The organism is Rufibacter sp. JT20002 (assembly GCF_056491185.1).
Genome location: NZ_JBSZJY010000006.1, coordinates 101,158 through 122,694, shown reverse-complemented (window position 1 = coordinate 122,694; position 21,537 = coordinate 101,158). Strand labels below are relative to the sequence as shown.

Sequence of the window (21,537 nt, the reverse complement as noted above, 5' to 3'; positions counted from 1 at the left end):
CAGGAGACGCATATTTCTTATACTTGTGACTTTCCGGTTTTAAGATGAACAATATTAAATTAGGCATTCTGGGTGGTGGCCAACTGGGCCGTATGCTTTTACAGGCAGGGCTGGATTTCAACCTGTACACCTTGGTTCTGGACCCCGATGAACACGCGCCCTGCCGCCATCTCTGCGAGGAGTTTGTGCACGGAGATTTTAAAGATTATGACACGGTTTACGCCTTCGGGAAGAAGTGCACGCACGTGACCATTGAGATAGAGCACGTGAACGTGGAGGCGCTGTTTCAATTGGAGAAGGAAGGCATTCAGGTGTACCCAAAACCAGCCTCGCTCCAAACCATCCAGGATAAAGGCCTGCAGAAAGAGTTTTTTCAGAGAAACAGCATTCCCACCTCTGATTTCAGGTTGTTGAAAGATGTAGCGGAGCTGGAAGCCAATGTGGATTTCCTTCCCGCTTTCCAGAAGTTGCGCCGCGGGGGCTATGACGGAAACGGGGTGATGCGTTTGTCTTCTGAAGGAGATTTGCATAAAGCCTTTCAGGCACCTACGGTCTTAGAGAAACTGGTGGAGTTTGAAACGGAGATCTCGGTGATCTGCGCCCGCAACGTGCAGGGTGAGGTGAAGGCATTTCCGGTGGTGGAGCAGGTCATGCACCCAGAGCACAATTTAGTAGATTACCTGCTGGCTCCGGCCCAAATTGCCTATAAGTTGCAACGCATGGCCATCGAGATTGCCACGCACGTAACCACTGGCTTAGACATTGTAGGCCTTTTGGCGGTGGAGATGTTTGTCACCCGTGACGGCCAGATTCTGGTGAACGAGGTGGCCCCCCGTCCACATAACAGCGGGCATCACACCATGAAAGCCAATGCCACCTCCCAGTTTGAGCAGCATCTGAGAGCTATCTTAGGCTTGCCGTTAGGCGATACTGAGCCCCATTGCCCGGCCGTGTTGGTGAATCTCTTGGGCGAGGCCGGTTATTCTGGCGAGGCCGTGTACGAGGGACTGGAAACCACCTTACAGGAGCCCGGGTTGCACATTCATTTATATGGAAAGAAGTTTACGCGCCCTTTTCGGAAAATGGGCCACTTAACAGTGTTGGCATCCACCATTGAAGAAGTAAAACAAAAAGCAGATACCATCAAGAACCGCTTAAAAATCATTGCATGAGCCAAACTCCTGAGCAAACAAATGCCCTAGTAGGCATTATCATGGGCAGCCAGTCAGACCTGAAAGTGATGTCTGGTGCCGCCGATATCCTGGAACAACTGAATATTCCGTTTGAAGTAACCATCGTGTCAGCGCACCGTACGCCCCACCGCATGCTGGAGTACGCCGAAGGCGCCCGCAAGAAAGGCCTGAAAGTAATCATTGCCGGAGCCGGCGGGGCCGCCCACTTGCCGGGCATGGTGGCCGCACTTACCACGTTACCCGTGATTGGCGTACCCGTGAAATCAAGCAACTCTATTGACGGTTGGGACTCTATCTTGTCTATCCTGCAAATGCCTTCCGGGGTACCGGTAGCCACGGTTGCCCTGAACGGAGCCACTAACGCTGGCTTACTTGCCGCCCAAATTCTGGGAACCACCAACGCCGTAGTAGCCGATGCCTTGGAAAAACACCGGGGCACCCAACGCGACAAAGTAATGCGTTCTGTAGAGCAATTGCGCCGAGGTGACATTGAAATGGACTAGCTTTTGCTTTCCTTCCAGACCATATCCACAAAGCCCACGCTTGAATTCTCTCAGGCGTGGGCTTTGTATGAAGAGGCCTTTCCACCGGAAGAACGCCGAAGCTTAGAGAGACAAAAACAGCTTTTACAGAACCCCGCCTATCAATTTTTAACCATCCACTTTGAGGGTGTTTTTGCAGGAATCCTAGGGATTTGGCAATTGCCTGACTTTACCTTCCTGGAGCACTTTGCTGTGCTGCCTGACCTGCGGGGAAAAGGAGTAGGGAGTATCGGATTACAGACGCTTTTACAACAAACAAAGCAGCCTGTGATTCTGGAGGTGGAGCCTCCCTTGACCGAGGATGCGCAGCGGCGGATTAGCTTCTATGAACGATTAGGTTTCCACCTGAATAAGTTTGACTATCGGCAGCCGCCGTATGATGCCACCAAACCATGGGTACCATTATTGCTTATGTCATACCCTTCTTTGATCACCTTGTTTGAGATTGAACAGGTGAAGGCACAGCTATACCGTTTCGTTTACCAGCAAGCCGTTTAGAGGGTCGTTTCTGAAAAGGAGGCTGAAATTACTCTTCCTGTTTCTAAAGGGTTAGAAGTTTCAAGCCCTGTATCTCCACTCCAGGATAAAGCAATACACCATAACCAGGGCGCAGATCGTGAGTCCCAATGATTCCCGGGCTTCCTCAATGGCGGGGGAGCGGCTCATGTCAAAAAAGATGCCCTGGTACACAGGTGGCCAAAGCAGGAAAGCGGTAACGGCATATCCCAGAAAAGCCACCGCATACACCCACCTGAACAGCTTACGCTTATAGGCCAGAAAGCAAAGTACCGCCGCAGACAGGTAAACCGGCACCCAAATAACCGGATCAGGGTCATTCAACTGCACAAAGGCAAACAAAACGAACATCACCATAAATAATAGCAGAAGCAATACCCGGAATTTCATAGGACCTTAAAAATAGCTTTTTCTATATTCTTCACGAATGTAAAATTTTCTAAACAAGGTGCAATAGCAACTGTTTTACTTACTTAAAAGTATCATACGTAGAACTCTTTCTATTGCATGCCTATGAAAATACTTATCCGCTTTAGTATAGTTGCTTTGATGCCCCTGCTGTTTTCCGGATGCTACAAAATCAAGGGTCATTACGGAGGTCCAAAAAGTTTTGAGCCGCAGACCCGGGCATTACAGGCAAAGGACGTAGCCCTTCCTGCGGGGTATTCCATTGAACCGGTGGCTTCCGGACTCACCTATCCAACAGGCATCACCTTTGATGAGCAGGGGGCCGCTTACATTACCGAGGCGGGTTACTCTTATGGTGAAATCTGGCTTCCTCCCAAACTGCTGCGCCTGAACCCCGATGGCACCACCACCCAGATAGCCGTCGGCGACAAAAACGGTCCTTGGACCGGGGCCACCTACCATGACGGGTTCTTTTATGTGTCAGAGGGAGGGGAACTGGAAGGCGGCCGCATTCTTAAAATCTCCCGTAATGGGCAAATCACCCGGTTAGTGGAAGGGCTGCCCAGTTTAGGCGATCACCATACCGATGCCCCGGTGGTAGGAAAAGACGGGTACCTGTATTTTGGGCAGGGAACGGCCACCAACTCGGGCATCGTGGGCACGGATAACTACCATTACGGCTGGCTCAAGCGCAACCCCAACTTCCATGACATTCCGTGTAAAGACGTTGTGCTAACCGGGCAGAACTTTACCACCTACAACCCCTTAACCGAAGACGACAAAGACGAGGTCACTACCGGTGCTTATCTTCCGTTTGGGACGCCTAGTACGCCTAACCAGACCATCAAAGGAGCCGTGCCCTGCTCCGGGGCCGTGTTCCGGGTGTCCTTGCAGGGTGGCCCCTTGGAGTTGGTGGCCTGGGGCCTGCGCAACCCATTTGGATTGGCCTTCTCGCAAAACGGTCAGCTTTATGTTACCGATAACGGTTACGATACCCGTGGCAGCCGGCCAGGATACGGCGCCGGCGATGTGCTTTGGGCCGTGCAGCCGGGGCAGTGGTACGGCTGGCCTGATTTTGCGAACGGACAGCCTATGGCTTCTGATGACTACAAAACCCCGCACGATGACCCTAAATTCTTGTTGGCGCAACACCCCGGCACACCTCCCAAACCTGCGGCTATTCTTGGGGTACACTCCTCTTCCAACGGATTAGATTTCTCGCGAAATGCTGGCTTTGGTCACGTAGGGGAGGCGTTTATTGCCCAGTTTGGCGATATGACCCCCGAAGTAGGCCACACCTATGGCCCCGTCGGTTTCAAGGTAGTGCGGGTAAACCCGACCAACGGAGTGATAGAGGATTTCGCGGTCAACAGAAGCAAGACGAACGGACCAGCCTCTATCATGAAGAACGGAGGATTGGAGCGGCCCATCGCTGTGAAGTTTAATCCTGCTGGCACAGAGTTATACGTGGTAGATTTCGGGATCATGCCCATGACTGAGCAAGGACCCGCTCCCAAGCAACAGACCGGAGTAATTTGGAAAATCACTAAAACTGCTGGCAGATGAGAACGCTATTCCCTACCCCTACAATTGCCCGGCATCTGCTATGGCTGCTGCCTTTCTTATTGCTCAGCAGTTGTGGCACCGCCCGCCGCAGTGAACCCATCATGGGACCTCTGGCTGTACGCACCCAGCAGTTGGAAAACGGCAGAGTGGTGTTCATGCAGCACTGCCAGCGGTGCCATCCGCTAGGCGAGGCGGGTTTAGGCCCCTCGCTCAACAACATTCCATTGCCCGGCACAGCCCTTCGGTTCAGGGTAAGGAGCAAGGCTTTTTTCTTGGGAATCGGGCGGATGCCGTCTTTCAAGAAACACGAAATCTCCCGAGACCAGATGGATGACCTGGTGGTGTATCTGAAAGCCCTTCGGCGACACAAAACCAATGAAGCGGTAGCCTCCCAATAGTTTCTCTTTTAAACCCATTTTCAGAAAAGCACGTGAAAAGGACACCACCCATTTCACGTGCTTTTTACATAAGAAAAGATGGACCCCAATGCCCAGCACATTTACCTTATTCGGCACGCCCGACCTCTTGTCAACCGCAAAGGATTCTTCTCCAAAGCCCAAGCCCAGCAGTATCTGCAAGACTACAATGTGGCGGAGGTAGAGGAGGTGATGGAACGGAGTGAACACCTGCCCATGAACCAGATCAAAAGAGTTTTCTGCAGTACGCTGCCCCGGGCCAAAGCCACCGCCCGCATGTTGTTTGGGCCAGACGTGCAATTGATAGAAGATGCAGCTTTTGTGGAGTTTGAGAACCGTATCTGGGGACTACCTATAGGCAAGTTTCCGCTTAAGTGGTGGCAGGTAACCTCCCGCATTCTGTGGCTTTTGGGGTTAAACCAGAAAGAAATTGAGAGCTTTACCCAAGCCAAAGCCAGAGCCAGGCAAGCCGCTAATCATTTAATTCAAGAAGCTGAGGAAAACGGCTTAGCGGTCTTGGTAGCCCATGGTTTCCTGAATGAATTCATCAAACGAACCCTAAAAAAACGTGGCTGGAACGTCTTACTGAACGGGGGTAGGGGCTATGTAGGAGTAACGCAATTGGAGAAGTAAATTCAGGATTGTTCTGGTGAGTTTTATCATTTAGTAGATTGAGAACACCTGAAAGCTGTCACAGGAGAGAGTTAAGTGGTAGAATAACTTACTTGGAAGTGAAACTGCCCAAAGCCTCATATTCAGAGACTAATGCGTTAAGCCTGTTTTAGGATAGTAGCCTTAAAACGGAAAAGCCCTCTTCTTTTTAACTTCCTTCTTCACCGATGATGCTTTGTAGCCGCCTTCAAACAACTGCCCAAAATTTATCTTTAGTTTTTCAGGAAAATCCTCTAAACAACTACAATCCGTGTGCGCCAAAGCACGCAAGGTTAACTCGGCGCAGGCATAAGAATCTGCGGCGGCACGGTGGTGCTTGAACTGAATGCCGTGGCGGTTGCATAGCGATTTCAAGTCATATTGCGGTAGGCCCTGCCATACTTGTTTGGAGAACTGCACGCTGCAGGCGTAGTTCAGCTCAGGAAAGGGAAGGCCATAGGTGTTCAACGTAGCCCTGAGCACACTCATGTCAAAGCTGGCATTGTGGGCAATGACCAGTTGGTTCTGCAGCATTGGTTTCAGTTCCTGCCACACCTGGTCAAACGTCGGGCTGTTCTGAACATCCTTGGGTTTGATGCCGTGGATGGCGATGTTCCAGCTGTTGAAGTACGGATACGATTTTGGTTTGATGAGCCAGGCCTGCGTGTCTGCAATCTGCCCGTTTTTCACAAACGTCAATCCAATCTCACAAGGGCTGTCACGGTCAGACGTGGCTGTCTCAAAATCTAAGGTAATAAAATCCATTTCCATACTCCTTTAGCTCCAAAGAAACAAAGGTACGAAGCTTTGGAAGCATTACTGTCTGGTTACAGTCTGGGAAAGCAAAAAAGGGTCGTTTTTGTAAAAACAGGCTGGAAAGAGGAAGCTGATACTTCTGTAAAAGCAGAAAGGAGAAGCCAATGCCTCTCCTTTCTGCTTTATAAATTCAAAGGAAACTATGCTTAACGACGGGGAAACAGGATGTCCAGAATGTCACGGGTAACAGACCCCGGACGGCGTCTTTCCTCTTCCCTCCAGTCATATTCTGCGTCATAAGCCTGGTCCCCGTGTAAAATGAAAGCACCAGGTTCCAGCCGTACGCCATACAGATTCCGGCAATCGGTGGGAGGGGGCTGATGCCCGGGCGGACGGTTAGGATACCAAACTCGGCACTCGCCGGGTGGTGGGTAATGGCCTTTGGGAACGCCCTGTAGTTGCCGAGGGCCTGCCGTTCCTCTTGGAGGAAGAATGACGCGACCTAATATGCCGCCTAAGCTTCCATTCTCCCGAGGCCTAGTTTGGTCGTTCCGGTTGTCACGCCATTCCTGGTCTTGGTAGCCTTTGTCTTTTTTGTGTTTCTTTTCTTTGTACTCCTTGCCCTCTTTGTACTTTTTACCTTTTTCTTGGGCAGAAGCCGCCGGACAGACCAGAAGTGCAAGGCTGGCAGCCAACAATACCGCCGTTACTTTAATCTTTCTCATAGGGCAAGGTTTTAAGGGTGAAAAGATTCTATGAAACAGGCAAAGTTCATACCACACCTGAAACGGCTACTTCTCCGGGTCGCTTTTCCTTTTCCTCAGGTTTGAGAAATGACAGCTAACTACGTCTAAGCAAACAAAAAAGCCCTACCGCAAGGCGATAAGGCTTTCTCAACTAAACCTATTTATTGTTACTTAACTTCTTCGTAATCCACGTCGGTCACGTTATCTGTACCGGCAGACTGGGTGGCACCACCTTGTCCGTTAGAACCTGGTTGTCCAGCTCCACCGAATCCGGCTCCGCCGTCAGCACCTGGCTGTCCGGCTCCGCCAGTGGCGGCGTACATCTCCTGAGAGGCAGCCTGCCAGGCGTTGTTGATGTTTTCCATGGCGCTGTCAATCGCGGCCAAGTCTTTCGACTCGTGCGCTTTCTTCAGGTCAGCCAAAGCACCTTCAATGGCAGTTCTGTTTCCGGCAGAAAGTTTCTCACCGTACTCTTTCAGCTGCTTCTCGGTCTGGAAGATCATAGAGTCAGCCTGGTTTACTTTCTCTACCTGCTCTTTGGCTACGCGGTCAGCCTCGGCGTTAGCCTCTGCTTCTTTACGCATGCGCTCGATCTCTTGCTCAGACAATCCAGAGGAAGCCTCGATTCTGATTTTCTGCTCTTTGCCAGTTCCTTTGTCTTTGGCAGACACGTGCAGGATACCGTTGGCGTCAATATCAAAGGTTACTTCGATCTGAGGAACGCCGCGTGGTGCTGGCGGGATGTCTGACAAGTGGAAACGACCGATGGTGCGGTTGTCGCGGGCCATTGGGCGCTCACCCTGCAACACGTGGATTTCCACGCTTGGCTGGTTGTCAGAAGCAGTTGAGAAGGTCTCAGACTTCTTGGTTGGGATGGTTGTGTTAGACTCAATCAACTTGGTCATCACACCACCCATGGTCTCAATACCCAAGGAAAGCGGCGTTACGTCAAGCAACAGAACGTCTTTCACCTCACCGGTCAATACACCACCCTGGATAGCGGCCCCGATGGCTACTACCTCATCTGGGTTCACACCCTTAGATGGTTTCTTGCCGAAGAATTTCTCTACTTCCTCCTGGATTCTTGGGATACGGGTAGAACCACCTACCAAGATTACTTCGTCAATATCAGATGGCTGCAAGCCAGCGTCTTGCAACGCTTTGCGAACCGGCTCCATTGAACGACGTACCAGGTCATCGGCTAACTGCTCAAACTTGGCACGAGACAGTCTGCGCACTAAGTGCTTAGGACCAGTCTGCGTAGCGGTGATGTATGGCAGGTTGATTTCGGTCTCAGAAGAAGAGGAAAGCTCAATTTTAGCTTTCTCAGCAGCTTCTTTCAAACGCTGAAGGGCCATTGGGTCATTGCGTAAGTCCATGCCTTCTTCGGCTTTGAACTCATCGGCTAACCAGGCAATAATCACTTGGTCAAAGTCGTCACCACCAAGGTGGGTATCACCGTTGGTTGACAATACTTCAAACACACCGTCACCTAACTCCAGAACAGAGATATCGAAGGTACCACCACCTAAGTCGTATACCGCGATTTTCTGATCGGCGTGTTTTTTATCCAAACCGTACGCCAAGGCAGCGGCAGTAGGCTCGTTGATGATACGTTTCACATCCAAACCGGCAATCTGTCCGGCTTCTTTCGTAGCCTGACGTTGTGCGTCGTTGAAGTAAGCAGGAACTGTGATCACCGCCTCGGTTACCGTAGTACCCAGGTAGTCTTCCGCAGTTTGCTTCATTTTTTGCAAAACCATGGCAGAAATCTCCTGCGGCGTGAACTGACGGTCGCCAATTTGCACACGCACCGTGTTATTGCTGCCAGACTGCACGTTGTAAGAAACGTGGCTGGTTTCGTCTTTTACTTCTGAGAAGCCGCGACCCATAAAACGCTTGATGGACGCGATGGTATTTTGTGGGTTAGTGATAGCTTGACGCTTGGCAGGATCACCTACTTTACGCTCACCGTTCCCGTTGTCCAGGAAAGCCACGATGGACGGAGTAGTCCGGCGGCCTTCGCTGTTCGGAATCACCACTGGTTCGTTACCCTCCATTACCGCAACGCAAGAGTTGGTAGTTCCTAAGTCAATGCCTATTATTTTTCCCATTGTCTATAGTTTTATTTTAGTAGTTTCTGAATTCAAACTTGTTTGCACTCTTATTAACAAGACATGTGCCAAGGCCATAATTCTGACGTTTTGTGACACAATGTCATTTTTGGCAAAAGCCATGAAAAAGGCTATACGAAGTTTAGGTAGAAGATGGCAGCCCAAGCGGCGCTTTTGGCTTATTTTTAGGAAAGGAGGCCCCAAAGCAGTGGCATTTTACCATGTCCCTGAGGTTCAACAAGACAGAAAACCTGATTTCAATTTAGCTTACTAAGTCAAAGAGACCGGTGAACGAATTTAGAACAGGGTTGCCTACCCTGCCACATCGTAACGGTGAAACGGCACTACCTTTTTCTGAAATGCGGCTGATAAGTGGCTTTGGGTTTTGCCAACCCTTTCAAAACCTTTACTTCCTCTGAAGTCAATTCCCGGTACTCACCCGGCTGCAAAGAACCCAATTGTAAAGGCCCAATGGCCACCCGCACCAGTCGGAGCGTTGGATATCCTACGGCCGCCGTCATTTTGCGCACCTGCCGGTTCATGCCCTGGCTGATTTTGATCTCCAACCACGTGGTAGGAATGTTTGCCCGGAAACGGATGGGCTTGGAGCGCTCCCAGAAGGTAACGTCTTCTAGTAGTTTAGCCTTGGCGGACGATGTTTTCTTGCCCTGGAGGAGCACGCCTTTTTCCAGCTGGTCCAGCGCCTCGTCGGTAGGTACGCCTTCTACCTGCACCCAGTAGGTTTTCTCTACCTTGAACTTAGGGTCTGAGAGACGGTGCTGCAATTGCTTGTCATCGGTGAGCAGGACCAGGCCCTCGCTGTCATAATCTAACCGGCCCACGGGGTACACGTTTCCAACGGGCACAAAGTCTTTCAGGGTGCTGCGCCCATTTTCGTCTGTGAATTGGGTAAGGACTTCAAAAGGCTTGTTGAGAAGAAGGTACTGCAAAGCGGTAGCGGTAGATGACAGACAAAAGTACGGCTTTGGATCTGTTTAGGGCGTGTTTTTCTGAAACTAGCCCCATTTTGCCAATGCCTGCTGAAAAGGAAGGATACAAAGTCAGTAGACAGATTTGAATTTACGCTATGTAAACCAAGGAAAACTTAGAGTGAAACCGTTTCTGGTCTAGGGTTTGGAAATCAGGTTAAAACCGACTTAGCTACTTACCTTGAAAGAATCCGTATAGAGAATTGGAAATGAGAAAGAGCTTGGAGGCTTTGCGAGGTTTACCTGTGTTAAAGCCTGATAAAATATCGTCCTGAACTATAACCTTCCACTATGAAAAAGAGCCTCATCCTTTGCGCCGCTGTCTCCATGTTTTTGATGGCTAGCTGTAATTCTGCCCCCAAACATAAGGAGGGAGACGTGGAACCAACTGCCACCGAAGAAAGAGATCCTAGCGTACGGGCGCAGGACTATGAAACCGGAGCCGCCGATAACCGTGCTGATACCATAGCTCCAGCCGTGGACTCTGCCGGCGGTAAATAGAAAGAAGGCTGCTGGAATGGCAGCCTTCTTCTTTTAAGGTCATTGCGTTAAATGGCAGATTCTTATAAACTGCCGTAAAAACGCCGAAGGGCCCATTCAGCGCAGGCTAACCCCAGAAGCAGGAAGTAGAACCAGGGCTGCTCCAAAAGGTCTTTTTCCTCATCATCGCTTCGCAGGATGGTTTTGAAATTGGCTTTGAGTAAATCCTGCTCTAGTTGGGCTAATTGCGCGGGATAGTACAGCCGGGTCTCAGATCTATCCGCGATTTGGCTCAGCAAGCTATGATCGGCCACGGCCATGAGTGATTCAAGGTTCTGTTCCTGTACCACAAACTCCCCGTTATCGGTGTGGGTCTGGTTATCAAGGCGGGTGAAGGCGGTGTAGCGGTAAACGCCTACCGGCAGGTTGCCTAAACGCAGTCCTTCGCCGCCCTGCTCGTGCCGGAAACGATGCTGCGTCTGCTTTCCACCTTCATGGGTTAAGGTGAGGGAAATGGTCTGCCCAAAAATCTCTTCCTGAACTGCATTGAATACATCGGCCTGGAGGTTGACGCCTTCTGAGGTCTCAAACTCGTCTTTCACCGGGTACACGTGCAAGCGCTTCTGGTTTCTTCGGTTGGCCAGCAATTGCACCACGTGGGTCATGAGTTCATCATAAATCTGCGACGTGCCATTGTCTACGGCCTCGGTGAGCCGCCACTGCCAGCTGCCATCGGTGAGGAGGACCGCCGATGGGGTAGGGGCAGCCGGTTTGTACACCATGAGCGGTTTGGTAGTGCGCACACTGCCTACTTGTTGCTGCAAAATAACTTCAGCCGCCGGCGCGATCCGCCAATCCCCAAAAGTAACGGCCGTAGGAGGCCAGCTTCTGACCCGGGTTTGGGCGGTGGGCTCGGTGGAGAACCGTTGGAAAGCGTTGTTCAACAGCGGTTGCACCTCATCAAACTGAGGGGAAGGACGGCTCAACTGTACGCCCGCCTGCAAAGCATTGAAAGCGTTGAAATCTGTCTGAGCGCCCAAAATATAGAAAGTCGGAACGTTTGCCGCTCTTAATCTTCTAAGCCAATCATTCCCTACGCCGCTGATGTTTGGAATCTGGTGTAGGATGACCGCGTCATAAGGCGTTTTGAAACTAGGATTCTGAAAAGGCCCCAACACCACTTCCACGTCTAACAACTGGTTTGTGAGCAGGGCGCTTCTAAGGGCTTTGATGTCTGGGTGAGGGGCGGCGGCCGCCACTAACACTTTCAGTTTTCCTTTGATGATCTCCAGGTAGGCGTGGCGACGGTTGTTCAGGTTGGTGAACTCACCGGTGAGTGGCTGTACCACCACTTGGTAGTGCTTCTTGCCCGCTTGCGCCGCATTCACCTGGAATGACGTCTGCATCGCGCCTCCCCGAGGCAAAGAAATGGTTTTTCGTTGTACAGTTTTGCCGTTTTCCTGTAGCATTACGGTAGCCGTGGAGCCTCCAAAGCCATTATGCCGCACGCGGGCCACAACCGGAAAAGAGGTGCCTGTATAGTTGATTTTGTTGTACTGAACTTCCTCCAGCACCACATCGCGCTTAGCTACGGTATCGCCCAAGGCTACGGGGTAGATGGGGGCGTCATACAGCTGGAAGGTGGGAGTGGGGCCCTGGTTATGGATGCCATCGGAGATGAGGACGGTGGCTGCCAGGTTCTGGTTTCTATAGGTGCGGTCGCTTTTCTGGACCAAAGCGTGCAGGTTGGTTACTGAGGCCTTGAGCGGAGTCTGCGCAAAAGAAGTAATTGTGGTATCTCCTTCCTGAAATGTCTGTTTGATCACTTCCAAGCCTTTGTCGCTTAAGCGTTGGGCCAGGGCGTCGAGGCTTTGCAGGGTGCGGTTCAGGTCCTCCTTGGGAGTGAACAAGCCCACCGATTGGGAGTTGTCCAAGGCCAAGACCACTTTAGGTTTTACTTCCTCCTGCCGGATACGGCGGGTATAGGGTTCCAGCAGCAGAAAGCACACCAATGCTACCAAAAGAGCCCGCAACGAAGCCAGGAGCCAGCGCAACCCGGTAGGCCAGGGACCTCCCCGCCGGTACATAAGCCAGGAAACACTTATTCCGGCAGCCAGGCAAAGCAATGCATACCAAGGAGAATAAGCGGTGTGAATTTGGAGTGATTGCACAAACGGTGAGTTAGGTCACAGGTTCAAGTAGCAAGATAAAAGAAGTAAGGCATAGTTATGTCTATTCTCCTTTCTTCCTTGGTTTATTTCTCTAACTGAGCACATAAGAAAGTTATTGCCTTTCGGTTTAAGGGCCGTTTTCATTAGAACTAGGCCTAAATCATACTCGGTACAAAACTTTACTTTTACTTCTTGTAGAGTACCCAGGTTGGCGGCTCCAGGATGGTAGCAGTAAACGCCCATCCCTAATTTTTAAAAATGACACCTATTAAAAAGTGGAAAGCAGGTTTTTTTGCTCCTCGTTGGGCTGCTGTGCATGGCCCCTCCGGCAAAGGCAGAATGTTGTCCAGGTTTAGAGAGTTTGTTTTGGATAGTCGGGATTGGAGTAGCCTTGTTTGTCTCTTTCTGTGGGGTCTTCATCTGGATGATCTTCAATAAAGACGAAGGACAGAAGAGAGTGAATCAAACGCAAACGAACTTCGCCAGAGACCCACATAAAGGAAGCCAAATCATCTACTTTGTGATTTTTGCGGGTGTCCTGCTTTTGTTGGCCATCATCACCTCCAATTGGTGAGAAACCCTTCATACACAGAAAACCCGATGCTTTGGGAAACAGCATCGGGTTTTCTGTGTATAGAAACTAGTTCTAGGACTAGGTCAGCATACCGCCGTCTACCTGCAGGGTTTGGCCAGTAACGTAGGCAGATAAATCAGAAGCCAGGAATACGGCTGCATTGGCAACATCTTCCGGAGCGCCTCCGCGCTTCAACGGAATAGCTTTTCTCCATTCGGCTACCACGGCAGCATCCAGTTCATCGGTCATGTCGGTTTCAATAAAGCCTGGTGCGATGGCGTTGCTACGGATGTTACGGGAACCTAATTCCAGTGCCACCGATTTGGTGAACCCAATTATACCTGCTTTAGAGGCAGCGTAGTTGGCTTGTCCAGCGTTGCCTTTGATACCTACTACACTGGTCATGTTGATGATGGAGCCGCTCTTGGCGCGCATCATGTGTTTAGTGGCCGCCTTGGTCAGGTTGAACACCGATTTGAGGTTGGTGTTGATTACGGCATCCCACTGGTCTTCGCTCATGCGCATGAGCAAACCATCTTTGGTGATACCGGCGTTGTTTACCAGCACATCCAGCTTGCCGAAGTCTTTCACCACAGATTCTACCAATTGCTCGGCTTGGGTGAAGTCAGAGGCATCGGAACGGTAGCCTTTGGCTTGGATTCCGTACTCCGCTAATTCTTGCTCCAGGGCCTGACCTTTCTCTACGCTGGAGAGGTACGTGAAGGCCACGTTGGCACCCATTTCAGCATATTTCTTCGCGATGGCCCGTCCAATGCCTTTAGAGGCGCCGGTTACAAGGGCAATTTTTCCTTCCAGTAATTTCATAGTGCTTCTTTAAAGGGCCATCACCAATCAGGAGACGCTCCCCGGTTCTCGGGGCCAAATATACTAATTGCGGGCGGGAGCCAAAGTAACACCCCAAGGTTTTCACCACGTACCTCCATTTAGAGTCTGTTTTGATGAAAACCTGCTTAAACGGATAGAGAATCAATAAAGCTTGAATACGCTTGTTTTCTGCCGAAAGGCAGATTACGCCAAAGCTGAATGTTCCCTGCAAAAGGGAGACGAAATTCGAGCTCAGCAAAGATTGGGGCTAAATTACAAGCTTGGAAAGTTACTTGCAGAACCGATTAAGGAGATTGCCGGCATCGGGAGAACCAAGTTCAAAGGCTCGTTGCCAATCCTGGCAGGCTCCTTTGCGGTTCTTTTGGGTATGTTTCAAAACGCCTCGGTTATAGAAGGCTTGTACCATGTTGGGGTCATACTGGATGGCCCGGTCATAGTCTTCCATGGCGGGGTTGTACTGCTTTTGGCGCATGCGCAGGTTTGCCCGGTTCAGGTACGCCACGGCATAGTCTTCCTGCAGGGCAATGGCTTGGGTGAAGTCCTGTACAGCTCCTTTGATGTCTTTTAGGCGGGCCCGGTTAAGTCCCCGGTTGTTGTACGCCTTGGCATAGTTGGGCTGATGCGTAATGGCTTGGTTGTAGTCTTCAATGGCTTGCTTGTACTGGCCCCGGTTCTGTTTGATGTCGCCCCGGAATTTAAAGGACTCGGCATCATTGGGCACCAAGAGAATGGCCTGGGAGAAATCGGCGTAAGCGCCGTCAAAGTCATCCATCTCGTATTTGGCCACCCCGCGCAGGCGGTAGAGGCTCCCGTCATCGGGTTTCTTGGCAATGGCGGCATCGTACTCGCGCACGGCACCAATGTAGTCGTCTTTGCTGGCCCGTTCCAGTCCCTCGCGGTAGTGGGTTTTGGCCGTTTTACAGCCGCTGAAGGCCAGCAAAAGCAGCAAAACAACAAAGGAAAATTTAGGTGAAAGCGGGGTGTGAGATTGCAGTTGCATAGGTAGGGTCTAACTTCTGCTACATACTCATTTTTGGGAATATAGTTTTAGGTGCATATTCCTGAAAGAGACCTGAAACGGTAGTGCAGCAGGGTGCGGTTATGTTCTTTAAGAACTCAGTTTCCTGTTTTTCATTGTATTATCCTGAAAAGCGGCACGAAGGATTATAAAAGAAAACGGGTGAATTTTTGAAAAGGAAGTGGAAAGCTTTTGCTCCAGCATTATACCGTTTCAATAGGAGAACGCCCTGAATTGCAGCTTTAGATAAATAAAGGCTGTTGATATAAAATCAAGCCAATCACCTTCTGTCTGCTGTGCTTTCGGGGGTGAAACCTTTGCCGCCCGAAATAGTTATAGGAAAACTTTTCCTGAGTTGACCTTTTAATTAGGTAGTTTTCCATTGCAGTAACCCGCTCTTCATGTCCAGTACAGACCAATTACCTGAATTTTTAAGCAAAACAAACCCGGTAGACATCTTCAGCGCTGCCCAACGGCAAGTAAGAAAAGACCTGATGGGAGGAACTCCCTTGGCCGAGGTCATGGACACGCTCCTGCTAACCCTTGAGAAAGCCTACCCAGATATTTCTGCTTCGGTATTATTGCTGAAAAAAGATACCCTACATCATTTAAGTGCCCCCAGCTTGCCAAAAGCCTTTTCCGAAGCCATTGACGGAGCCCAGATTGGGCCTCTGGCGGGTTCCTGCGGTACCACGGCGTTTACCGGAAAGCGGGTAGTGGTGGAGAGTATTGCCACAGACCTCAGATGGGCAGATTACCAGATCGCTCTGGAGCATGGGCTTAAGGCTTGTTGGTCGCAACCCATTCTTTCCTCTCAGGATGAACGGGTATTGGGGACCTTCGCCCTTTATTATAAAACCGAAAGGACGCCTTCAGAAGAGGAAATCCAGCTAATGGACCTTGCAGCTGACTTGGCGGGTACTGCCATAGAGTGGGGCATGGTGTTGAAAGATTGTCACAGTCTGGAAGATGAGCTGAAAGAATCTAACGCCGCGTTGCAGGCCTTGAACAATGATCTGGAGAATAGAATCCAAATCCGCGCCCAGGAATTGGAAAAGCAGAATTACCTTACCCAAACCATTACCGACAATGCCACCGGGGCACTCTTCATGATGGATGCCACTGGATACTGTACGTTCATGAACCCCGCAGCCGTAGAGATGGTGGGGTACACGTTTGAGGAAATACGGGCAAGGCAGCTCCATTACATGATTCACCATCATCGGCCAGATGGTTCTCAGTATCCTTTGGAGGAATGTCCGTTAGACCGGGCCTTGCCCCAGAACTTTGACGTGCGGGCCCATGAAGATGTGTTCTTCCGCAAAGACGGAACCTCTTTCCCCGTCTCCTGCGCCGCCAGCCCTATTTTTGACGAGAACGGAGTGCCCATTTCCACCGTGATTGAAGTACGCGACATCACAGAAGAGAAAAGAAACCGACAGGAGTTGCTTGATGCAGTCTCCCAAATGCAAACCCTGCTCTCGGCCATGCCCCAGATCGCTTTTACCGCCACGGTAGAGGGGGAGCTGGATTATGTAAACGGGCATTGGCAAACATATACCGGGCTGCCCCAAACAGATGTACTTGGCGAGCAATGGATAGGGGCCTTGCACCCCGAAGATAGGGAAAGGGCTGCCGTCACGTGGGGAAATTCTATTCAAACGGGTCAGGATTACGAGATTGAGTTCAGGGTAAGGCATTGGGGGGGTAATTACCGCTGGTATCTGACCAGAGCCATTCCGCTAAAAAACGAAAAAGGGGAAGTGCTGAAGTGGTTCGGCACCGCGACCGACATCCATGAGCAGAAGCTACTGATTGGCCGCTTAGCGGCCACGCAAGAAGAACTGCAAAAGATGAATGCCGAGCTCACCCAGAAAAACACGGATCTGGAGCGTACCAACGCCGACTTGGACAACTTTGTCTACACCGCCTCACATGACCTGAAATCGCCAATTGCCAATTTGCAGGGACTGGTGAAAGCCCTTCAGGAAGAGTTACAGGAATTGGGGCCCCAAACTCAATCGGTAGATCCGTTGCTAGACATGATTGACAAGGCGATCATCCGGTTCAAAAACACCATTGATGAGCTTACCGAGATCTCCAAGATTCAGAAGCAGGTAGAAACAAGCCAAGAAATGGTGAACCTGGAAGATCTGGTGGAGGAGTTCAAGGTGATTAACGCCGAATTGATCTTTTCCAGCGAAGCCACCATCACTACCCAAGTGACCGCCGCCCCGGCGATCTGCTTTTCTAAAAAGAATCTCCGGAGCGTGTTGTACAACCTCATCAGTAACAGCATCAAGTACCAACATCCAGACCGCAAGCCTGAGGTGAAAATAACAACGGCTACCTATGGGGAACACGGGATTAAGCTGAGCATTGAAGACAACGGGTTAGGCATAGAAGAGCACCATCTACCCCAGATTTTTGGCATGTTCAAACGGGTGCATCAGCACGTGGATGGCTCAGGTGTGGGCTTGTACATTGTAAAGCGCATTATTGAAAATGCAGGTGGTGAGATCTCGGTTAAAAGCAAAGTAGGCGAGGGCACAACCTTTGAAATACAACTGCCCAACGGTACCCTTGGTGAGCGTCCCAGTTAGAACCAGAGCGTGAATATTTCTTCAGAAGCCGATGTTGTCACAGAGCAACATCGGCTTCTGCTTTCTAGCGCATTCTTGCGGTAACTTATTACATTTGGTAAAGCTTCCCTTCTGTAAGCTAATCAGTTTAGAACCTTGTTTTACTCTTACTTAAGCCCTATGATAAAGTCAATGAAATTTTCGCTGTTGCTCACGTGTCTGTTGAGCGTTTGTATTCTGTTCAGCTGTACAGCCCAAAAAGCCTCCGGCAAAAAAGCGGGTGCTGCTAAAACTGCCGGAAAAAACCAGGCTTCTGAAACCGTGGTGTACCTAGTGCGCCACGCTGAGAAAGCTGCTTCCAACGGTACCATGACCGATGACCCTAATTTGTCAGAAGCAGGCCAGAAACGGGCTGAGGTCTTGCGTACCCAACTGGCCTCAGTACCCGTAGCCGCGCTTTTTGCCACTAAATACAAGCGCACGCAGCAAACCCTGCAGCCTCTGGCAACCGCCCAGAAACAAACCGTTCAGATATACGAGGCACAGGACTTCGCAGGATTGGCCCAAAAGATAAAGCAGGAATACGCCGGCAAAACCGTGGTGGTAGCCGGTCACTCCAATACCCTGTTGCCTCTGGTAGAAACATTAAGCGGGAAAAAGCCAGTATCTGAGATCGCCGATTATCAATATGATTACCTGTTCAAAGTGACTTTGCCTACTGGAAAAGAGCCGGTGGTGGAAGTGCAGAAATATGGTGAACCATCCGTAACTCTAGCTAACTAGGTAACATCAGTAATTAATAAAGCCAAAAGCCGAATCGGGGCTGTTTTCTGTAAAACAGCCCCGATTCGGCTTTTGGCTTTCAACAAGGATCAGGCTTGGTTCACAGTGGAATAAGCAGGTTTGTTTGCGCGCATGAACACCAGGTGCAACACCAGCGCTAGTATAGAGAAAATCAAACCTACGGCTACCACGCCGTTCCATTTCCAGAGGTGCCAGGCTTGGCTCGCGATGAACGTACCCGATGCCCCGCCCACAAAGTAGGTGACCATGTACACGGTGTTGAGGCGATTCCGGGCTTCGGGGATCAAGGAGAAGATGAAGGTCTGGTTGGAGATATGCGTGGCCTGCACGCCTAAATCCAAGAGAATCACCCCAATCACCAGCCCAATAATACTGCTGCCCGAAAACCCAAACACTACATAAGAAAGCACAATAAGCGCAATGCTGAAGGTGGTGATGGAAAAGGCATTCCCTCGGTCATTGAGCTTGCCCATGTAGCCTGCGGCCAATGCTCCGCCAGCGCCCACTAATCCGAAGAGTCCGGCCACGTCACTACCCGCATTGAAGGGTGGTTCTTCCAATAAAAACACCAGCGTAGTCCAGAAAGCCCCGAAGGTGGCGTAACACAAAGCTCCGCGCAAAGCCACCAAACGCAACATGGGCTGGTCCCGGATCAGGTGCACGAGGGATTTCATCAGGTTTTTGTAATTCCCCTTAAAATCAGAGGGCACTTCGGGTAAGAGAAAGTACAGTGCTCCCCATAAGGCCAGCATCATGCCCGCCGCAATGTAGAACATGGCTCGCCAGCCCAGGTGTGCGCCCACAAACCCACTGATGGTGCGGGAAAGCAGAATCCCAATCAACAGACCACTCATCACAAAGCCTACGGTTCGGCCGCGAGTCTCGGGTTTCGCCAGGTGGGCGGCCATGGGAATCAATAGCTGAGGTACTACGGAGGTAGCTCCAATCAGGAAACTGGCAGCCATCAGCATCTGGATGTTTACCGAGAAGGCTGCCAAAAGCAAGGCAATGATAATGGCTGCAAAATCAACCATGATCAGCCGTTTGCGGCGCAGCATATCTCCCAGCGGAATAATGAAAAGCATGCCCACCGCATAGCCAATCTGGGTCAGCATGGCCAAACTACCCGCCGAGGCTTCGGTGACCCCAAAGGATTCGGAGATGCGGCCCAAGAGGGGCTGGTTGTAGTACAGGTTGGCCACCACCAGACCCGTGGCAATGGTCATGACCCACAGGTTAAGCTTGGTGAGTTCTGGTTGAGCGGGGGAAGAGGTATTCGTTGTCATGATAAAAGGAAGGCCGCTATCAAGAAATTTTCAACAGTGAGTTTGAGATGCAGCCAATTAAAGTGCGAGTTTACGGTTCTTAGGTCCGTTTGTCTACAGGAATAAGTACTTTATAAGCTAAAAACCAGAAAAAGGAGGGGTGTGCCTGTTTTCAAGGACTTTCCCTTTTACCTTAAAGAGGCTGATTGAAAATACCAAAACAGATAAAAGGCAGTTACTTTCAGATAAAATGGTACATTCCTACAAAATATCCTTTGTCTCTGTCCCATGAAAAATATAGCCCTTCTGTTTTGCAGTTTTTTGTTTATTTCGGCTTGCCAGGTCCAAACGGTTCCTAAGGCTAGTGTCGTAGGCGAAACAAAGCAGGAAGATGCCGTGAAGCGGATGGTGGACAAGCAGGCAGCCTGGCTTCTGAGTCACCCTGAGATCCATGCGGCTTCCATTGGCGTGTACCAGGACGGCGACATTCACATGTTCCATTACGGGGAGTTAGATCCTGGCAAAGGAAATACACCCACTGATTCAACTATCTACGAGATTGCCTCCATATCCAAAACATTTACCGGAACTTTGGTGGCCAATGCGGTGCTGGAGGGGAAACTTTCGTTGGAAGATGATATTCGGAAATACCTCAGGGAAGAGTATCCTAACCTCGCCAAAACCGGTAAGCCAATCCAGGTGAAACATCTGCTGACGCATACCAGCGGGTTGCCCCGGGCCTTGCCCTTTGACTCTGTGCTCTGGCAAAACCCCAAGGACAGCCTGGTATACAAACTGCATGCGTTGGCCAAAGACTATTCAAAACCTCGGTTTTTAGCCGATTTACACAAAATAACCTTAAAAGAGGTGCCGGGCGCTGGGTACTCTTACTCTAATGTGAACCCAAACTTGGTGGCCCACATTCTGGAGAACATTTACGGCAAAAGCTTTGAAGATTTGTTGGCGCAGACCATCTACTCCAAAGCCGGCCTCCGCTCCACCGCCATGACCTTGTCTCCTAAAGCAAAAGGCCGGTTGGCAAACGGGTACAATGAGTCTGGCGTATTGATGCCACACCTAGAATCACCTTTGTGGGGCGCTGACGGAGGGCTGAAATCTACCCTGCCAGATTTAATGAAGTACATGGCCTTCCATCTGCAAAAGGAAAACGCCGTCGCGCAAAAATCACAGGAGTCATTGTCCGCAACACACGGCTATTTCTGGACGGTGCGGGAAAGTAAGGGAACAAAGGTGGTCTCAGGGCACGGCGGTGCCTTCGGGACCCAGACGTGGTTTTCTTTTTATCCAAACCTCAACAAAGGCATTGTAGTTATCACCAACGAATCTGACCCAACCACCGCTAGTAAAATCTCTGGCATGGTGCCCTGGAACTCTCTGTATATTGACTTATTGCAGATACTCAACCAAGACGGTGCCGCCAAAGCCATTGCCTTTTATGACCATCTAAAAGCCTCCCAAGCGCCAGGCTATCACCTGGAAAGCACCGAAACCGAGCTGAATGAACTGGGCTATCATCTGCTGGAAAAGAAGAGGGTAGACGATGCCGTGGCGATCTTTGAATTAAATACCCGCGAATTTCCAGCCTCTGCCAATGCTTTCGACAGCCTGGGAGAAGCGTATCTGGCCAAAGGCGATAAAGAAAAGAGCCGGTTAAATTACCAAATGTCTCTGGAGCTTAATCCAGAGAATGACAATGCCAGAAAGATGCTGCAACAGTTGCAAGCGTCTTCAAAATAGAAGTTTCCCAGAATCGTCCTTTAGGTATAAGGATTTTTTCTGCTTAAACTGCGCCAAGATTTTCATCAATTCAATTTGTTTTTGGTTTTAAGCTCATTTTTAGAAAAGAAGTTTTAAAACAGCATCACGCTTCGATTGTATA

The 21,537-nt window shown here is 50.3% G+C and carries 20 protein-coding genes; 10 read left to right on the top strand and 10 right to left on the bottom strand.

The window, feature by feature from the left end; translation table 11 throughout:
• The first annotated feature begins 44 nt into the window (after positions 1-44).
• From ACW9SV_RS21815 to ACW9SV_RS21805, 3 genes are read left to right on the top strand one after another with little or no spacing between them, the layout of a single operon-like run.
• Positions 45-1,172, top strand: a complete 1,128-nt coding sequence (locus tag ACW9SV_RS21815) for a 5-(carboxyamino)imidazole ribonucleotide synthase (protein WP_479558903.1) — start codon at positions 45-47, stop codon at positions 1,170-1,172.
• A complete protein-coding gene (gene purE / locus ACW9SV_RS21810; RefSeq protein ID WP_479558902.1) occupies positions 1,169-1,696 on the top strand; it encodes a 5-(carboxyamino)imidazole ribonucleotide mutase in 528 nt (175 codons plus the stop codon). Before ACW9SV_RS21815 ends, purE begins: the two co-directional genes overlap by 4 nt.
• Before the next feature lie 3 nt (positions 1,697-1,699).
• Positions 1,700-2,233 (top strand): GNAT family N-acetyltransferase, encoded by a 534-nt coding sequence (locus ACW9SV_RS21805; RefSeq protein ID WP_479558901.1) that lies wholly within the window; start codon positions 1,700-1,702, stop codon positions 2,231-2,233.
• A 60-nt stretch (positions 2,234-2,293) separates the two neighbouring features.
• Here ACW9SV_RS21805 and ACW9SV_RS21800 read toward each other — a convergent pair whose 3' ends face one another.
• The gene (locus ACW9SV_RS21800) at positions 2,294-2,641 is read right to left on the bottom strand and encodes a transmembrane 220 family protein (protein WP_479558900.1); all 348 of its coding nucleotides are present in this window, start codon (positions 2,639-2,641) and stop codon (positions 2,294-2,296) included.
• A gap of 123 nt (positions 2,642-2,764) precedes the next feature.
• Between ACW9SV_RS21800 and ACW9SV_RS21795 the strand changes: the two genes are divergently transcribed.
• The 3 genes from ACW9SV_RS21795 (at position 2,765) to ACW9SV_RS21785 (ending at position 5,274) form a co-directional block, all read left to right on the top strand.
• On the top strand, positions 2,765-4,225 hold the full coding sequence (locus tag ACW9SV_RS21795) for a PQQ-dependent sugar dehydrogenase (RefSeq protein ID WP_479558899.1): 1,461 nt from the start codon (positions 2,765-2,767) through the stop codon (positions 4,223-4,225).
• Complete coding sequence (locus ACW9SV_RS21790; RefSeq protein ID WP_479558898.1) at positions 4,222-4,623, top strand: c-type cytochrome; 402 nt, start codon at positions 4,222-4,224, stop codon at positions 4,621-4,623. Before ACW9SV_RS21795 ends, ACW9SV_RS21790 begins: the two co-directional genes overlap by 4 nt.
• A gap of 78 nt (positions 4,624-4,701) precedes the next feature.
• Entirely contained in the window at positions 4,702-5,274 is a 573-nt protein-coding gene (locus tag ACW9SV_RS21785; protein ID WP_479558897.1) for a histidine phosphatase family protein, read from the top strand.
• A gap of 162 nt (positions 5,275-5,436) precedes the next feature.
• Here ACW9SV_RS21785 and ACW9SV_RS21780 read toward each other — a convergent pair whose 3' ends face one another.
• From ACW9SV_RS21780 to ACW9SV_RS21765, 4 genes are all read right to left on the bottom strand, one after another.
• Positions 5,437-6,063 (bottom strand): 3'-5' exonuclease, encoded by a 627-nt coding sequence (locus ACW9SV_RS21780; RefSeq protein WP_479558896.1) that lies wholly within the window; start codon positions 6,061-6,063, stop codon positions 5,437-5,439.
• A 191-nt stretch (positions 6,064-6,254) separates the two neighbouring features.
• Complete coding sequence (locus ACW9SV_RS21775; RefSeq protein WP_479558895.1) at positions 6,255-6,773, bottom strand: hypothetical protein; 519 nt, start codon at positions 6,771-6,773, stop codon at positions 6,255-6,257.
• 188 nt (positions 6,774-6,961) lie between these two features.
• Positions 6,962-8,908 carry a molecular chaperone DnaK gene (gene dnaK / locus ACW9SV_RS21770; RefSeq protein WP_479558894.1) on the bottom strand — a complete coding sequence of 649 codons (1,947 nt, stop codon included), beginning with the start codon at positions 8,906-8,908 and terminating at the stop codon, positions 6,962-6,964.
• 344 nt (positions 8,909-9,252) lie between these two features.
• Positions 9,253-9,858 (bottom strand): pseudouridine synthase, encoded by a 606-nt coding sequence (locus tag ACW9SV_RS21765; protein ID WP_479558893.1) that lies wholly within the window; start codon positions 9,856-9,858, stop codon positions 9,253-9,255.
• 330 nt (positions 9,859-10,188) lie between these two features.
• Here ACW9SV_RS21765 and ACW9SV_RS21760 point away from each other — a divergent pair, with 330 nt between their 5' ends.
• Positions 10,189-10,398: a hypothetical protein gene (locus ACW9SV_RS21760; protein WP_479558892.1), complete on the top strand. Its 210-nt coding sequence runs from the start codon at positions 10,189-10,191 to the stop codon at positions 10,396-10,398.
• Positions 10,399-10,460: 62 nt separating this feature from the next.
• Here ACW9SV_RS21760 and ACW9SV_RS21755 read toward each other — a convergent pair whose 3' ends face one another.
• The 4 genes from ACW9SV_RS21755 to ACW9SV_RS21740 all read right to left on the bottom strand — a co-directional run bounded on the left by ACW9SV_RS21755 (position 10,461) and on the right by ACW9SV_RS21740 (position 14,968).
• Positions 10,461-12,548, bottom strand: a complete 2,088-nt coding sequence (locus tag ACW9SV_RS21755; protein ID WP_479558891.1) for a vWA domain-containing protein — start codon at positions 12,546-12,548, stop codon at positions 10,461-10,463.
• 352 nt (positions 12,549-12,900) lie between these two features.
• Entirely contained in the window at positions 12,901-13,167 is a 267-nt protein-coding gene (locus ACW9SV_RS21750; protein WP_479558890.1) for a hypothetical protein, read from the bottom strand.
• Positions 13,168-13,200: 33 nt separating this feature from the next.
• The gene (gene fabG / locus ACW9SV_RS21745; RefSeq protein ID WP_479558889.1) at positions 13,201-13,947 is read right to left on the bottom strand and encodes a 3-oxoacyl-[acyl-carrier-protein] reductase; all 747 of its coding nucleotides are present in this window, start codon (positions 13,945-13,947) and stop codon (positions 13,201-13,203) included.
• Between the two features lie 289 nt (positions 13,948-14,236).
• Positions 14,237-14,968, bottom strand: coding sequence for a tetratricopeptide repeat protein (locus tag ACW9SV_RS21740; RefSeq protein WP_479558888.1), 732 nt, complete (start codon positions 14,966-14,968; stop codon positions 14,237-14,239).
• 419 nt (positions 14,969-15,387) lie between these two features.
• Here ACW9SV_RS21740 and ACW9SV_RS21735 point away from each other — a divergent pair, with 419 nt between their 5' ends.
• Positions 15,388-17,589 (top strand): PAS domain S-box protein, encoded by a 2,202-nt coding sequence (locus ACW9SV_RS21735; protein WP_479558887.1) that lies wholly within the window; start codon positions 15,388-15,390, stop codon positions 17,587-17,589.
• Between the two features lie 171 nt (positions 17,590-17,760).
• Positions 17,761-18,351, top strand: coding sequence for a SixA phosphatase family protein (locus ACW9SV_RS21730; protein ID WP_479558886.1), 591 nt, complete (start codon positions 17,761-17,763; stop codon positions 18,349-18,351).
• A gap of 89 nt (positions 18,352-18,440) precedes the next feature.
• On the opposite strand, the gene ACW9SV_RS21725 is transcribed toward ACW9SV_RS21730, so the two are convergent.
• A complete protein-coding gene (locus ACW9SV_RS21725) occupies positions 18,441-19,658 on the bottom strand; it encodes an MFS transporter (RefSeq protein WP_479558885.1) in 1,218 nt (405 codons plus the stop codon).
• Between the two features lie 267 nt (positions 19,659-19,925).
• Here ACW9SV_RS21725 and ACW9SV_RS21720 point away from each other — a divergent pair, with 267 nt between their 5' ends.
• A complete protein-coding gene (locus tag ACW9SV_RS21720; RefSeq protein WP_479558884.1) occupies positions 19,926-21,395 on the top strand; it encodes a serine hydrolase in 1,470 nt (489 codons plus the stop codon).
• Positions 21,396-21,537 lie beyond the last annotated feature (142 nt).